We start from the raw sequence: 13299 nt of genomic DNA on the forward strand, positions 1-13299 counted from the left end.
CGGTGAGTTCCTGGGGTCGAGGGTGCGTCGATTTAGCTGATGAATAGCTGATATTCGAAACCTAGCAAGGATTATGCAATCTGACAAGCTGTCTTACCGGATTTGAATTCCGATAGCGGCAGATCAGTTGGTCGGCATCGTCTTGCGCAGAAAGGCGATCAGCTCTGCCGTCGTCTCGACGGGACGCTCCAAATTGGGCAGGTGGGCCGCGTCTGCGAGTTCCAGGTGCCGGGCGTCGGCGAGTAGGTCGGGGAGCCTGGCGGCGAACTGGCGGAAGTCCGGCAGATCGTGTTCGCCGGAGATGGCCAGCACCGGTGCGGTGATCGCGGACAGGTCGAATGCGGCCTTGATCCGGCCGGGGGCGTCCGGGGCGGCCAGTTGGAGTTCGAAGGCGCGCCGCTGCATCTGGCGCACTGCCTCTCGCGTTTCCGTATTCGCGTTCGGGCCGAGCCACGTGTCGACATTGAGTTCCACCGCGGCCGCGATGTCTCCGGCTTCGAGCAGTGTGTCCTCATGTGCGTCGAACGCCTGTAGTTCAGCGCTCGGATTATGTTCCGGCACAGCGGAACACAGTAACGCCATAGCCGCCGTGCGGTGCGGCCAGCGGGCGGCGATCTCCAGACCGACCTTCCCGCCAAAGGATGCGGCGATGAGTACCGCTTGCCTGATGTCGTGCAGGTCCAGCAGGGCAAGGACGTCTTCGGCATCGTTGAACAGGTGCGGCGGCACCGGATTCTGGCCGAAACCCCGGAAATCGCAACGCAGCACGCGATATCCGGCATCGATGAGGGCGGTCCACTGCGGATCCCACATTCGCCGATCGCACACGCCCGCGTGCAACAGGACCACTGCCGGACCGTCACCTGCCACATCGTGGGGGAGCGTCATCACTCGGACGCTAGTCGGCGTCTATTGCACGCGCACCCGAATATCGGAGCGGTCCGCTTGTATGTCAGGGGATTTCCGTTGCGCTCGGTAGTCTCGCACGATGACCGACCAAGTTACCGGCGACGTGCACGGACCGATTCGGACGGAACGGGGACTGGAACGGCTGATCTTCTTCAGTGATGCGGTGGTGGCGATCGCCATTACGTTGATCGTGTTGCCTTTGGTCGACAGTGCGCGCGAGGTCGCGGCCACGTCTACGGCGAAGTTCTTGTCCGAGAACAGCTATGCGCTCACCGCGGCGCTGGTCAGCTTTGTGGTGATCAGTTCGTTCTGGCGTGAGCATCATCGTCTGTTCGAACGCGCGACGGGGTATACGCCGTTGCTCGTGCGGATCAACATGTTGTGGCTGCTCTGCATCGTTGCCTTGCCGCTCGCGACCGTTCTCGAGGTGTATTCCCATCGAGGTGACCGGCTTGCCATCGGTATCTACCTGGGGGCGATGATCGGTGCGATGTCGCTCAGTCGATTGGCGGAGTTGGTGCTCTACCGGGCGAAGCTGCTGGCGGACGCGGCGCAGGTGACGGGCACCGACATTGCGGTGCGCTGGATTTCGGTGGTGACGGTGTGCTTCGCGCTGGTGATCGCGATATCAGTGCCGCGTGTCGGACTGTGGTCGCTGTTGCTGTGGATAATCGCTGGGCCGGTCGAGCGACTCGTGCGGCCTCGGTCGAAACCGCACCAACCAGCTGAGTGACCGGGCGGGCCGGGCTCAACGGGACATGGTGGGGGCGACGTGTGAGAAGGGGCGTCACTGTGTCCCGTTGAGCATGAAGCGTCGTGGGGCGCTCGCGGTTACGGAGTGGGCGGTATCGGTGGCCGAGTGGTTGCGGTTGGTTGTGCTGGAACGGGTTTCGGGGCGGGTGGTTTCTGGTCAGGGGTTGGTGCTGCTGGCTGTTGCTTGGGCGCGGGAGCCGCAGGCGCGGTGGGTTGTTGTTTGGGCGCGGGTGCGGGTGCGGTTGGTGCAGCTGGTTGCTGTTTGGGGGCCGGGGCGGTGGGCGCAGCTGGTTGTTGCTGGGGTGCGGGTGCAGCTGGCGCGGTGGGTTGTTGCTTAGGTGCAGGTGCTGCTGGGGCCGATACGGGGGTAGTCGGGGTCGGTTGTTGCTTGGGGGCTGGCGCGGGTGAGGTTGGTGCGGGCGGTTGTTGGACTGGCGGGGTCCGGTTGGGAGTGGGCTGAGGGGCCGGGGGTTTCGACGTGGTTGTCGGGGCCGGGGTGCTCGGCTTCTCCGATTTGACTTCTGGTGTTGCGGTGGGTGTTTGGGGTGGTGGCTTCTGCTCGGTGGTCTTGGGGGCCGGAGCGACCGGCTGCTGGGTGGTGGGCGGCGGCGGCGTGGACAAGCTCGGCGCGACCGCGGGTGTCGGTGTCGTCGATGTTGTTGTCGGCGTTGGTGTGGTCGACGGCGCTGGTGTGGTGGTCGAGCTGGGTGGTGTTGTCGTGGTGGTGGTTTGGCTTGTCGGGGTCGGCAACGTGGTGGTCGGCACCGGGGTTGTCGAGGTCGGGAGGGGTGTGATCGGCACCGGGATGGTGGGCGGTTTCGGCAGTGCGGGCGGACAGAAGACGCCGCACGGGATCGGTGCCCGGCCGGGGATGTTGATCATCACCTGGATTCTCAGTTCCAGTGTGCCCGTGGGGCTCTGCGGTGTGGTCGTGGGCGCGTCCGGCGCGGGCGTGAGGCTCGGGTCGGTCGTCGTGTCCGGCGCGGGCGGGTCTGCCGGGGCGGCGGGATCGGCCGGATCGGCGAGGACGGCTGTTTCGCCCGCGCTCATGCTCGAGCCCGCGCCGTCCGGCATGCCACCGTCGGGGGTGCTGTCCGGAATGGGGGCGAGCTCGCCCTGTGGGGGAGCGCCGCCGGTCTTGTAGGCGTTGGACCAGCTGAGCACCTTCGACGCGTAGTCGAGCGAGTTGTTGTAGCGCAGGACGGCGCGCGTCTCCTGTTTCGGATCGCGCATATCCAGATCACCGGAGCACAGGTATTTGCCCGCGCCGAGCACGGCGTCGAAGATGTTGCTTGGATCGGTTTTACGGTCGCCGTTGCCGTCCGCGGCGTACAGGGTCCAGGTACCCGGCAGGAACTGCATCGGCCCGACGGCGCGCACGTAGTTGCCGTCGGCGGCCTTGATGATCTCGTTGCCGGGCAGGGTGCCGTCCAGTGCCGGGCCGTAGATGATGCCGCGGGTGTTGCCGTCGGCGTCGGTGCGTCCGTTGCCCGCGTGGTTGGACTCGATCTTCCCGATGCCGGCCAGCAGATGCCACGGCATCCCGCACTTGGGTGTCGAGGCCTCCAGGGACAACTCGGCGTTGCGATAGGCGGCGAGCGCGATCTCCGGAATGCCGCGGGTCGGCACGTCCGGCAGCGCGACATCGTGGATCGGCACCGTCCCGTCGGGTTCGATCTGTGGCGGATTCGCTTGCATGTTCAGCGGTTCGGTGGAGGTCGGAACCACGGTCGAGGTATTCGCCTGACCGGTAGGTGAACTCGCGGCCGCCAGCCAGCCCGCGGGGACGTTCGTGCGTCCCGTGGTGGACGCGGCGGACCCGGAAATCAACAGCCCGGCAAATACGAGCGCGGATGCGGCAATCGGACCTGATATTCGCATCGGGTCACCAATCCTTCGTCGGTGTCGACGGTGACCTGAGCGGTACCGCCACCATTTGTGAATTCCCCTCGCCGGCGAAAGTCTTCGTCGGGCACGGAAATCCATGCCGCGTTCACGAATCGTCCACCGCGACATCTATTTCCCGCTACTCGTTGCGTGCGACGCCGACCGTCACATCTCAACGAGCCCGAGAGCTGTTGTACAAGTGGATGTCTCATGAGAGCCGTTGTGCAACTCTATGTCTCAGTCAATGGACAGCCTGCTGACCGCCATGTCCCCGAACAACCGGCGCAAGCATCACACGAAAGGGCTCCCCGGAGATCCCCAGTAGAAGTGGGGAATTCGGTGCGGGCCTGTTACGACGTCGGCGCGTGATCGGTAAATCGGCGCATATCCCCAGTTGAGAAGGTCCCCACTCATATCTTGCGCGCTGATCCATACTTCTGGATGCCCCCTAAAGTTGTACCGGAGGTACGCTATGCGAAAGTTTCTATACCCCTTTGCATTCGGCGCAGTCGTGGCTCTGACCACGCTCGTGATGCCTGGTCAAACCGGTTACGCCGCCGATAACCAACAAGCGACCGAACGCGGTGTCACCGATATCGTGCCCATCCCCGTCGAAGCCAAGGCCGACCCCGGCGCGAACTTCAAACTGACCGCCGCGAGCGTGATCCGCGCCGAGCACCAGGCGAAGGGCGTCGCCGACTACCTCGGCGGGCTGCTCCGGCCCGCCACGGGTTTCCCGCTGCCGGTGGTCGATCGATATGACAAGGCCAAGCCGGGAATCACGCTGGAGCTCGGCGACGCGGGCAATCGCGTCGGCGACCAGGGCTACCAGCTCACCGTGGCCAAAAACGGGGTCACCCTGAAGGCGAACACCACCGACGGTCTGTTCGGCGGCGTGCAGTCGCTGCGGCAGCTGTTCCCGGCGGCGATCAACAAAACGTCGGTGCAGCACCAGGATTGGATCGTGTCCGGCGGCAAGGTGGTCGACTACCCGCGCTTCGGTCAGCGCGGCGCGATGCTCGACGTGGCCCGGCACTTCTTCAAGCCCGACCAGGTCAAGCGCTACATCGACCAGATCGCCCAGTACAAGGTGAACACCCTGCACCTGCACCTGACCGACGATCAGGGCTGGCGCATCGAGATCAAGAGCTGGCCGAAGCTGGCCGAGATCGGCGGGCTGACCGCGGTGGGCGGCGATCCTGGTGGCTACTACACCCAGGAGCAGTACAAGGACATCGTCAATTACGCGGCGTCCCGGCACATCACGGTGATTCCCGAGGTCGACATGCCCGGCCACACCAATGCCGCACAGGCGTCGTATGGCGAGCTGAACTGCGACGGCAAGCCGGTGCCGCCGCGCACCGACATCGAGGTGGGCTACAGCTCGCTGTGCATCGGCAGCCCGACCACCTACAAGTTCGTCGAGGACGTCATCCGCGAGCTGTCGGCGATGACCCCGGGCAAGTACATCGACATCGGCGGTGACGAGGCGCATTCCACCTCCCCAGCCGACTACAAGACCTTCTACGACAAGGTCACGCCGATGCTCGCCACCTACGACAAGAAGGCGACGGGCTGGCACAACATCGTCGTCACCAACCCGCCCACGTCGGCGATCCCGCAGTACTGGGATACCGCCAACACCAATGCCGATGTCGCGGCGGCGGCGAAGCGGGGCAACAAGATCCTGATGTCGCCGGCCAACAAGGCGTACCTGGATATGCAGTACAACAAGGATTCACCACTCGGTCTGCACTGGGCGGGCTACGTCGAGGTGAAGGATTCCTACAACTGGGATCCGGCCACCTTCCTGCAGGGCGTTTCGGAGAAGCAGCTCGCCGGGGTCGAGGCGCCGCTGTGGTCGGAGACCCTGCGGACCAGCGCCGACATCGAGTACATGGCCTTCCCTCGGCTCGCGGGCATCGCCGAGATCGGCTGGTCGCCGCAGGCGACCCACAACTGGGACAAGTATCGGGTGCGGCTGGCCAAGCAGGGCCCGATCTGGACCGCGCAGGGCATCAATTTCTATCGCTCCCCGCAGGTGGACTGGAAATAGCTGACGCTGCGCAATAATCCGAAGGCCACTTCGGATATCGAATACCCATCGCAATTCGGTTCGGCCGAATAACAGGATCGTCCCCAAATACGATCCGGAAGGAGTCCGAGGTGTCGCCTTACAGAAGAACTCTTATCGCCAGCTTCGCGCTACTAACCGGGCTGGGGGCTTTCCTGACCCCGGTGACCGCAGTGGCCCAACCAGAGGCCGCCGCGGTCGACAGCGACGGTGACGGATTGTCCGACGCGTGGGAGACCAACGGATACGACGCCAACGGCGACGGGAAGATCGATGTCGATCTGCCCAAGATGGGCGCGAATCCGAAACACAAGGACATCTTCGTGGAGATGGACTACATGAACGGGCGTCTGCCAACCGCCGCGGCGCTCGACCGGGTCACCGGGGTATTCGCTGATGCCCCGGTGACCAACCCGGACGGCCGCAACGGGATCAACATTCATCTGGACGCGGGCAACGCCAGAGGCGCCAAATACGATCTCGGCGGCGGCAACCAGGTGCCCTACGACAGCAATCTGTCCCCGGTGGACGATCAGGTCGCCGCGATCAAACGAACCAACTTCGCCTCCGCTCGTGCTCGGATCTTCCACTACATGATCTGGGCCGACTCCTACGACAACGGTTGCAGCAGCGGCATTTCGCTGGGCATCCCGGCCGACACCTTCGTCGTCGCGCTGGGGCCGCAGTGCAACTGGAATCCGGGCGACAACGGAAACGTCGGCACGTTCATCCACGAGCTCGGGCACAACCTCGGCCTGAAACATGGTGGTACCGACCATGTCAACTACAAGCCGAACTACCTCAGCGTGATGAACTACAGCTTCCAGTTCTCGGGTGTACCGAAGACGGACGGCAGTTCGAATTTCGGTTACTCGAGCGTGAATCCTCCTGCACTGAACGAGAACTCGCTGCAAGAGCGTTCGGGACTCGGGGCGGTGGCCGCGGGGTGGAAGACGGAGTACTTCTGCCCGGACAACACCCGTAGGCGGACCACCGGATCGGCAGACCAGCCGATCGACTGGAACTGCAACGGGTCGATCCAGACCGGCACCATCCGGACCAGCGTCAACAACGACCGGAACTACACCACGCTGCAAGCCCAGAACAATTGGGCCTCAGTGGTATTCGACGGCGGCAACGTCGGTCCGGTCGGCGTCGAATCCCGGCAGCTGCCGGAGCGGTCGCCGGACGAACTGACGAAGGAAGAGTTCGACCGGCTGCAGTCGAGCCTGCACGAGTAGCGCTCAACAGCTGACAGAGATTCCCGGCGGTGCGAACTCCGAAGAGGTTGCACCGCCGGGAATTCTTGTGTCACAACGAAACTACCGGTGGTTGACCGTCTCGCGCCGGTCCGCCGTCCCGCGATTCTTCGCGAACATCGCGAGCACCGCGGTCAGCACCGCGCCGACCACACCGCCGCCCGCGACCTGACCGATGACCTGTCCGAGATCGAGGCCCGAACCGGTCGCCGCCTGGATGATCGCGCCGGTGACACCGCCACCGACCGCGCCCGCGGCGGTGTTGCCCGCCATGCCGAAACCTTTACCCGCACCGGCGATGTTCCCGCCGACCAATCCACCGAGTACGCCCAATAGCCATTCCATTGTCGTTCCTTTCCCGTGGTCGTTTGTTCCGGCTAGCCGCGAGTGCGCGGTGCGTCGCGGTGCATCTCATGTGCACCAGCGACAGTCGCCGTACCGCGCTGTGCGGCTCCGGCTCCGGCTCCGGCAGCGGTGGCTGCGGCGGTGGCATCGGCGCGCGGCGGCACGAAGCCCTTTCGATCGCCCGTCGTGGTCGCCGCCGAGGTCCGCGCGCTAGGCGCGACGGTTCCCCGCGTTGTCGAGTGGGTCGGATCCGACCGACGACGACCCAGCATTGCGAGCAGCCCCGCAACGACGGCCGTGATGGCCAGACCGATCGGGATGCCCCACCACCTGTTGATGCCCGAGCTGTTCGAGTCGTTGGTGGCGTTCACGTCGGGGTTCGGCACCGGATTCGGTACCGCGACGTCAGGGGAGTTCGCCCGGAATCCCGGTAGGGACGCGGCTAGCTCCGGCGGTAGCGTCGCTAGTCCGTCGCTGTCCGACCATTTGATCTCGGTGCCCGCCGGGCCCTCGAAGTTGGCCGTCGCGACGCCGTCCTGGACGGTCAGATCCGATCGGGGGTAACCGAAAGGTCCGGTGATTCCGCCACTTTCGCGCCACGCGTCGAGCACCTTGCCGCTGATCGTCCAGGCGCCGAGTTCCGGCTTCCAGTAGATAGCGGCCCCGCCGGGCTCGGCGAACTCGTTGAAGCGGCCGACGCCATCGCCCGCGCCGGTCTCATCGTTGGTCGGGAAGCGCAGCGGCCCGCTGGGCCCGCCGAGGGACTTGTACTTCACCAGGATCTCGCCGTAGACCGCTTTCGCGCCGGTATCCGGCGAGTAGTAGATGACGCCGCCCTGGTAGGCCCGTTCGGCGCCACCGGCAACATCGGTGGCCGGACCGAGCGGGGCGCCGAGGAACGACCCCGCCCCGCCGAACTCGGCATAGTGCGCGTCGATCGCATTGGTCGCGTCCGCGGACGGATCGGCCACCGCGGACGGTGCGGTGGCCAGCAGCCCGGAAGCGAGCAGAGCCACGGCGTTGACCGCGAGATAGGTGCGCCGCCGGGTCTTTCCTCGATGGGTATCCAACATTTCAGGCATGGTCTCCTCGATTCGTCAGTGCGATGCGCGAGCCGACAAAGCGTGGCCAGTTCGCCGCCGATGCTGCGGCGATTAGGTCCTTGGTGCCTTCGGCCTGGACGTGATCGTTGATGAGGGTCGCGCTTGCCAGCTGGTTGTCATCGGCGTCCCGGTCGAACTCGGACTGTCTGTTGGCGATATCAGCGTTGCGCTCCTGTTTCGTGGCTGATTCCCGCCGCGAACAGGCACGGTCGATCAGCTACAGGCGGGCAATTCCCCGGTTGCCGGGAGATCAAACGTGGATTCTGCTGGAAATCGCTGGTCGGTTGGCGGATGCGCGGGAGATATCGGCTCTAATCTCGGCGGGACAGCTATTTCAGGGCTGCGAACTGGCGATCGATGCCGGTGTAGGCGCTGTCGGATGTTCAGCGGATACCCCGACCGCCGCTCGGCGGCGAGCATTGCTGCATGGCTAGACCACTGAAGTACGCGAACTCTCACCTATCCGAGATCCGCGCCGCGGGCCCGCCTGCGCGGATCTCGATTTCCGAACGGGGAGTGTGACTTTCGATGGACATCATTGTCACGCTCGTCGCGCTGGCGATCGGTGCGATCGCCGTCTGGGGCACGATCAGCTTCTGGACCGAGGACACGTACATGCGAAACAACCCCGACCGGACGCTGCGCGGGTGTCGCGACGACGAGGGCGATCGGTAGGAAGGGCAGCGGTGAATCCCGCTGGCGGTGACTGAAGGTCTGCTAAATTGGCGTTACCGGCGGTACCGGGTTCATGGATCCGGTGCCGCTTGGCGGTACCAAACATCGTCGTTGGGAGTTGCCGTGACCGTTGCCGCGTTCGACCGCACGACCCGTCGGTCCGACATGATCGAGCGGTTGCTGGCGGAAGCGATCGCGTTGGTCCACGGCTTCTCGACGCAAGCACCGCTGTATAACGAACTCCCGAGCTCGCTCGTTGACGCGGACTTCGTGCCTGCCGCCGAGCTGAAGGTGCGGCTGTTCTTCCGGTTCTGGCTCGACGGCAACGAGCCAGCCGAGGAGGACACCCGTCCGCTGGTCGAGCGCGCGGTGTCGCTGGTGCACGACGGTATACCGCTGGACGAGGTATTGGGAAACTATCGGATCGGCGTCGACTTTCTCTGGTCCCAGCTGCCGAACTCCGCATCCTCGGCCGGTCGGCAGGCGCTGGCGGAGATCGGTCGCCCGCTTTCCGAGTATCTCTCGCTCATGACGGCCCGCATCGCGATGGCCTGTGTGGAGGATGCCCGGCGGCGGCCGTGGGACGAGCTGGAACGGCGGCGCGGGATCGTCGACGCGCTGCTGGCCGGGCGTGATCCGGTCGATTGGATGGGTGATCCCGCGGTGCCGGTCGCGGACGCGTTCGTGGTCGCGGTGATCCGCCCCGGCGACCCCGGTCCCGGCACGCTGACCGATCTGCGGCATCGGATCCACGATCTCCCCGGCGCCTTCCTGCGCCGCGATATCAGTGGTTGGACCGCACTGATTCCGATCGATTCGCGCGACGACAGCGCGGCGGTCACCGAGAATCTGTCGGCCCGGCTGGCACCCGGAATCGGCACGGGTGCACCCCCTTTGCTGTGGATCGGGGTTTCGCCTGCGCCGACTCGGGCGGCCATACCGGCGTCCTTGGCGGAGGCGCGGGTCGTCGCGGAACTCGGTCGATGCCTGTCGCGCGGCGAGGTGATCTGCCGTCGGCAGGACCTGCGGTTGGAGTACGCGGTGGCGGTCGACGGGTCGGTCCGCAAAGAGCTGGCCTCGGTGCTGGAGCCGCTCGCGGATCAACCGGTGCTGGCGGAGACGCTCGGTGTGTTCTTCGCGAACGAGTGCAACCAGAATGCCGCTGCCCGACTGTTGTTCGTGCACCGCAACACCATCACCTATCGGCTGGCGCGGATCGCCGAGCTCACCGGATACGACCCGCAGCGTCCGACGGAGGCGATGACACTGTCGGCGGCGCGGACCGCGCAACTGCTGGAGGCGAAGGGGTTCTCCGCCTGACCTGTCTCGGGAATGGCCGCAGCGGGTCGATTTCTATGGATGTGCACAACTGTCCCAGAGGGGACTCTGTCCGTTTGTCGATAGCGGAACGTTCTCGCGCGGGGGTGTACTGACACCAGTTCGGTCTTCGCATGATGCCGATCACACGCGACGAGACGAGGGTGCATGTTCGGGGAGAGATTCACATGGGCGGCGGTGCCACTGACGGCACTCTGCCTCGCGGTATCCGGCGCCGGTATCGCGGCAGGCGATCCGTATCCGGTGTTCCCTCCGGACCAGAATCAATTGCCGCAGTTGCCCACCGAACCGCAGATCTATGACCTGCTCCCGATCCCGGTGCCCGCCGAGGACCCGTGGTACGCCGATCCCGAGGATTTGGCGTCGTACGCGCCGGGGCAGATCATTCGCTCGCGCACCGTGCAGACTCGAATCCTCGGCATCCCGTTCCCTGTCGATACCAAGCAGCTGTTGTTCCGCAGCAACGATTTTCACGACAACCCGATCGCCACCGCGACCTCGGTGATCACGCCGGGGATTCCCTGGGCAGGCGGACCGCGGCCGGTAGTTTCCTTCCAGGAGGCGATCGACTCGACGAACTCGGCGTGCAACCCGTCCTACACGCTGCAGGTCGGCACCATGAAGGAAGCCGCGCTGGCGGTGGGCTGGTTGGCGCAGGGTTTCGCGATCAACGTGCCCGACTTCGACGGTAAGTTCAACACTTTCAACACCTTCGACGAGGGCAAGATGGTGTTGGACAGTCTGCGGGCGATGAAAAACGATGCCTCGCTTGGTCTTACGGATTCCGGTATCGCGACGTACGGGTATTCGGGTGGTGGCTCCGGGTCGATCCGCGCGGCCGAACTGCGCGAAAGCTACGCTCCCGACGTCCGATTGCTCGGTACCGCCATCGGTGGCACGCCCGGCGACCTGCGGCTGCAGGCGCGGTACGCGACCGAGCAGCGGCCTGGACTCACCGGGATCAGCAACTTCACCATGTGGCTCGGTTTCGCCGGGTTGTCCCGCGAGTTCCCCGAGCAGTTCGATGCGGCGAAGCTGCTGACCAAGGAAGGTCAGGCGATCCTGCAGGACATGCAGAGTCGCTGTGTTTACACGGTGGCGCTGTCCGGCATGTACCGGCCGATCAGCGACTACTTCAACCCGGGCATGACGTTGGAGAACGCGCCCGGCGTTATGCAGGTGCTGCAGGAACAGAGCCTGGGACAGCACATTCCGGATAGTCCGATCTTCTGGTTCCACGGGATCTGGGATGAGCTGATTCCCGCGTCCGTGGTCTTGCCTGTCGTGAACGACTACTGGAACCGCGGTGCGGACCTGCGGTTCTACACGATGCCGCTGCCTGAACACGTCGTCAACGCGGCAGCGGGATGGGCGCCCGCAGTGGCCTGGATCAGCGCGGTGCTGCGTGGTCTGCCGCCGGGGCCGCGATTCAAGGCAGACTTCCAGATTCCCGGCTAGTCACCGAGCGAGCGGCTATCGCAGGCGACCGCCGCGATAGCCGATCGCGTTGCCGGCGGCCGGGGCCGCCGCTCGTGAGGCTATCGGCGGTGACATCGTCGCGGACAGACCCGGGAAGATGCGCCACCGAAACTGGGGTGCTATTTCGTCTGTGCCGATCCGGTGCCGAAGCCGCACGGAACCGGTGCCTTGTGTTCCGGGTCGAGTGCGTTGAGTACCAACTGAATCGTTGTGGGATCGGAGGTAATCCCCATGTGTTCGGAGAAGTCTCCCGGGCAAACGTCTTGCAGGGTGATGTTGTCGACATCCGGGCCGTTGAGGAATCCGGTCGTGTACGGCGTCGCGAACTCGTCGAACTTCGACGCGATCACGGTGTAGCTGACGCCGGGTTGTGTTTCGCCACCGCTGTTCAGCTGCGTGATGAAGTCGGAGGTCGGCAGCTGTTCGGTGCACGACGGGCAGACCAGGTTGGTTGCCGGTGGTATCAGGGTGATCGGCAGACCGACCAAACCCCATGTGGTGCCGTGATTATCGGGCGCGAGGCCGACGAGAGTATGGACCTTCGGCACGCCGCCAAGGTTTTTCAGGTAATACCGGGGCAGCATGCCGCCCTGGGAATGACCGACGATATCGACCTGCTGCGCACCGGTCGCCGCCAGCACCCGGTCAACGAAATCCGAGATCTCTTGTGCGGAGGCGCGCATCGGCCCGAGACCGGAAACCGTGCCGCCCAGACCGCGGCCGAAATCCAGCGCGTAGACGCAGTAGCCTGCCGCCGCGAGCCGTGGCGACATCGCGAACCAGTTGTCCAGGCGGTTCTCGAAGGTGCCGTGTGCCAAGACAATTGGACGCGGGTGCGCGGCGCTCGGTCGGCAGGTCCAGTCGTTCGCGCCCGGCGGCGGTGGTACGACATCCAGGTCGGACGAGCCCTGGGCGGGTGCGGGGTCATCGGCGAAGGCGGTGGCGGCCGACAGGAAGGTGAGCGCCAGCACGCTCAGGCCGGCCGCACATATTCTGAAACCACGCACAAAAGCTCCTCATCTCCGGTTCGACGGTGCGAAACCAGCGGGACACGTTTATCAATATGCCGGGCATAGTCGATTTTCGGCGTCGATATTCTGTTAAGAATAAGACAGCGCCAACTGGGGATGTGTTGCGCGGTGCCGAGCCTAGCGCACACCGCATTGACCAGCATCTTGTGCGTGTGGATCTACTTCACACCGAACTTCAGATTGGGATGCGGCACAGTTTTTCCGTGCGGGCTTGGGCGGCGTCACATCGCCGCCGAGCGGCTGCCGTGCAGGGATAGCGATATTCCCCGCACGGCAGAATCACGCTATTCGGGCGTCGAGTTGTAGCTGTCGGCCCCATTCGAAGCTGCGGTAATGGCTGCGGCAGCACATCTGCGGCTCCATCGGCTGCTCTTCGGTCTCCGGCAGGTCTTGCAGTTCCAAGACGTCGGTCTCCATGATTCGCCTTCTTTCTTGCGATTCCGGTG

General features: G+C 64.8%; 12 protein-coding genes. 6 read left to right on the top strand and 6 right to left on the bottom strand.

The annotated features are described in order from the left end of the window. Positions 1-123 precede the first annotated feature (123 nt). A complete protein-coding gene (locus ACQPW1_RS18785; protein WP_433663976.1) occupies positions 124-888 on the bottom strand; it encodes an alpha/beta fold hydrolase in 765 nt (254 codons plus the stop codon). 100 nt (positions 889-988) lie between these two features. On the opposite strand from ACQPW1_RS18785, the gene ACQPW1_RS18790 reads away from it, so the two are divergent. Continuing rightward, entirely contained in the window at positions 989-1642 is a 654-nt protein-coding gene (locus ACQPW1_RS18790) for a TMEM175 family protein (RefSeq protein ID WP_433663977.1), read from the top strand. A gap of 98 nt (positions 1643-1740) precedes the next feature. On the opposite strand, the gene ACQPW1_RS18795 is transcribed toward ACQPW1_RS18790, so the two are convergent. Next, positions 1741-3543: a lytic murein transglycosylase gene (locus ACQPW1_RS18795; protein WP_433663978.1), complete on the bottom strand. Its 1803-nt coding sequence runs from the start codon at positions 3541-3543 to the stop codon at positions 1741-1743. Between the two features lie 538 nt (positions 3544-4081). Here ACQPW1_RS18795 and ACQPW1_RS18800 point away from each other — a divergent pair. Next, positions 4082-5605, top strand: coding sequence for a beta-N-acetylhexosaminidase (locus ACQPW1_RS18800; RefSeq protein WP_433663979.1), 1524 nt, complete (start codon positions 4082-4084; stop codon positions 5603-5605). 110 nt (positions 5606-5715) lie between these two features. Further along, on the top strand, positions 5716-6864 hold the full coding sequence (locus tag ACQPW1_RS18805; protein WP_433663980.1) for a hypothetical protein: 1149 nt from the start codon (positions 5716-5718) through the stop codon (positions 6862-6864). A gap of 81 nt (positions 6865-6945) precedes the next feature. On the opposite strand, the gene ACQPW1_RS18810 is transcribed toward ACQPW1_RS18805, so the two are convergent. Further along, on the bottom strand, positions 6946-7227 hold the full coding sequence (locus ACQPW1_RS18810) for a hypothetical protein (RefSeq protein ID WP_433663981.1): 282 nt from the start codon (positions 7225-7227) through the stop codon (positions 6946-6948). A gap of 32 nt (positions 7228-7259) precedes the next feature. Further along, positions 7260-8300, bottom strand: coding sequence for an LGFP repeat-containing protein (locus ACQPW1_RS18815; RefSeq protein ID WP_433663982.1), 1041 nt, complete (start codon positions 8298-8300; stop codon positions 7260-7262). Between the two features lie 558 nt (positions 8301-8858). Here ACQPW1_RS18815 and ACQPW1_RS18820 point away from each other — a divergent pair. The 3 genes from ACQPW1_RS18820 to ACQPW1_RS18830 all read left to right on the top strand — a co-directional run bounded on the left by ACQPW1_RS18820 (position 8859) and on the right by ACQPW1_RS18830 (position 11801). Continuing rightward, positions 8859-9005, top strand: coding sequence for a hypothetical protein (locus ACQPW1_RS18820; RefSeq protein ID WP_433663983.1), 147 nt, complete (start codon positions 8859-8861; stop codon positions 9003-9005). Positions 9006-9128: 123 nt separating this feature from the next. Beyond that, the gene (locus ACQPW1_RS18825) at positions 9129-10325 is read left to right on the top strand and encodes a PucR family transcriptional regulator (protein ID WP_433663984.1); all 1197 of its coding nucleotides are present in this window, start codon (positions 9129-9131) and stop codon (positions 10323-10325) included. A 165-nt stretch (positions 10326-10490) separates the two neighbouring features. Beyond that, on the top strand, positions 10491-11801 hold the full coding sequence (locus ACQPW1_RS18830; protein ID WP_433663985.1) for a lipase family protein: 1311 nt from the start codon (positions 10491-10493) through the stop codon (positions 11799-11801). Positions 11802-11941: 140 nt separating this feature from the next. On the opposite strand, the gene ACQPW1_RS18835 is transcribed toward ACQPW1_RS18830, so the two are convergent. Continuing rightward, a complete protein-coding gene (locus ACQPW1_RS18835; protein WP_433663986.1) occupies positions 11942-12829 on the bottom strand; it encodes an esterase/lipase family protein in 888 nt (295 codons plus the stop codon). A gap of 303 nt (positions 12830-13132) precedes the next feature. After that, entirely contained in the window at positions 13133-13270 is a 138-nt protein-coding gene (locus tag ACQPW1_RS18840) for a hypothetical protein (protein WP_433663987.1), read from the bottom strand. Positions 13271-13299 lie beyond the last annotated feature (29 nt).

Source organism: Nocardia sp. CA-128927, assembly GCF_050955855.1.
Taxonomy (GTDB): Bacteria; Actinomycetota; Actinomycetes; order Mycobacteriales; family Mycobacteriaceae; genus Nocardia.